The 2102-nt window shown below is 58.4% G+C and carries 1 protein-coding gene; it reads right to left on the bottom strand.

Features of this window, described 5'->3' with window-relative positions; all coding sequences use genetic code 11:
* Nucleotides 1-144 precede the first annotated feature (144 nt).
* Entirely contained in the window at nt 145-1719 is a 1575-nt protein-coding gene (locus J0A65_RS22580; protein WP_206596560.1) for a sensor domain-containing diguanylate cyclase, read from the bottom strand.
* Between the last annotated feature and the right edge of the window lie 383 nt (nt 1720-2102).

The raw sequence follows: 2102 nt of genomic DNA, 5'->3' as shown, positions 1-2102 counted from the left end.
CACATCGGGACGTCATGCAGCAGCGCGGGCTGGAGCTGGAGCAGACGCGGCTCGACCCCGCATGGCTGGAGCACGTCAAGGGGATCCAGTAGGGGCAGGGGGCGCGAGCTTCGCGCTTTTGTCCCAGGCTTGCAGGCCTCGCCTTCAGCCGGGTTCCGGCACTTCCATCGGGGTGTTCGCCTTCTGCACCACGACGCGGTTGCGGCCAGTGCGTTTTGCCGTGTACAGCAGCTCGTCGGCGCGCTTGAGCACGGCGCTCTGCGTTTCCTGGTGCCCGTGCCAGTGGGCGACACCCAGGGAAATGTTGACGTGCCCGGCGCCTTCTATCGGCGTCGCGGCGATGGTGGCGCGAATGCGCTCGGCTACATCGGCTGCAACCGCGAGCGACGCATCCGGCAGCAGAATGAGGAATTCCTCGCCGCCAACTCGGCAGGGCAGGTCGGCGCTGCGCAAGCATTGACGCAGGCTGGTGGCGACGCTTTTCAGCGTCAGGTCGCCGACATCGTGACCGAACTGGTCGTTGATCCTTTTGAAGTGGTCGATGTCGGCTGCCAGCACGGCGAAGGGCCTTCCGGTTTCCTGCCAGAGTGTCAGGGTCTCATCCATCGCGCGGCGGTTGGCCAGACCGGTCAGCGCGTCGCTCTGTGCCTGCACGTTGAGCTGCCCTATGCGGGTCTGCAGCAGCCTCACGCCAGTGATGAGCGCCCGCTTGAGCTGCACGGCTTCGTAATACCCGGCGTCGACTTGTTCGATCCGTTGAATGTTGTCCGCGGTGTCCGGCTGCTGTGCGTAGTCGGCCAGTTTCCTCAGCGGGCGGCTGATGCGCGAGGCGACCCACCAGATAAGGCTCAGGCCGATCACACACATCGGGATCATGCCGATGATCAGTCTGTGCATGAGCTCCTGCAGGGTGCTGAGCACATTGTGCAGTGGCTGCTGAACGACTATGCCCCATTGGCTCTGCGGCACCCTGGCGTAGCCGGCAAGCATCTCGATGCCCTGTGAGTTGCTCGCTTGCAGCGTTCCGTTGTCCGAGTTCAGCGCGGCATCGATGATGGCGTTGTCGTTTATCTGCTCTCCGATTCTGTCGGGGTCGGTGTGGTAGAGCAGGCGTCGACTCTGGTCGACCAGATAAACGGATGAGGCATCGCGGTGAAAGTGTTTGCCGATGATGTCGTGCAGCGAGTTGGATTTGTTCAGATGAATCGTCCCGCCGATAACACCGAGGTATTCACCGGCGTCATTGCGAATCGGGTATGACAGAAACACCACGAGATTACCGGCAATCGAGAAAAACGCCGGGCTGACCAGTGGGCGTTTTTCCACCAGTGGATCAAGCGAGCGCAACTTCTTGCCGGCGATATTCAGGTCTGCCGGTTCTGCTGCGATAACCACGCCCTCGTGATCTGCAACCAGCAGCGAACTGAAACTGCTGTCCTGATGCAACAGGCGCCTGGCCTCCCGAGCCATCTGTGCGGGGTCGTTGAAGGACTGGCCCATGAGCGTTGCGCTGTAGCGGAGCCGGGCGAGATCGCTATTGAGGTTGTCGTTGATGATCTCGGCCAACTTGGCGGCATAGGCGCGATTGCTCTCCAGAGCGGTTTCGACCAGCGCACGCTTTTGTACCGTATAGGTCACGAGAAAGGCATTGATAAGTGTTGCTATTGCCGAAGCCAGTGCGAACAGAAGAATAAGGGTGCGCAGGGTTAAATTGTGCATCGGCGACTCGGCATCAGAAACTCGACGTGTTGGATCAGCAGGGAAATGACACTGACGAAGTGTCATCGAATAGTTGCCCAATCCTGGGTTTTTGTCACTGATACATATCACCGATATGAACGGGGTCGGGCGGGTGTTAAGTGTACTTATTAAGTGTATTTCTAATTTGCATGGTGATTGTGCGGCGCATGCAAAGTGCGTCTCTCTGTCCAGCGTGCATCCCTCAGCACGCGAGCGCGGCTCAAGGTAGCGTGATTGAAGTCAATTTGACTCACTCAGGGATCGTAATGACTCCATGCCGATAGAGTCGTAATGACATTTGTTTTTCTATCTACTTGTTTTTCAAGAAAAAAATAAATGGCACGCAATCTGACTGTCTCCAG

The sequence above is a fragment of the Bowmanella yangjiangensis genome, from assembly GCF_017255015.1.
GTDB lineage: Bacteria > Pseudomonadota > Gammaproteobacteria > Enterobacterales > Alteromonadaceae > Bowmanella > Bowmanella yangjiangensis.
This window is presented reverse-complemented; position numbering and strand designations above follow the sequence as displayed.

What these genes read in the sequence shown, in the direction of transcription:
- J0A65_RS22580 (WP_206596560.1), bottom strand. Translation starts at nt 1,719, where the DNA reads ATGCACAATTTAACCCTGCGCACCCTTATTCTTCTGTTCGCACTGGCT.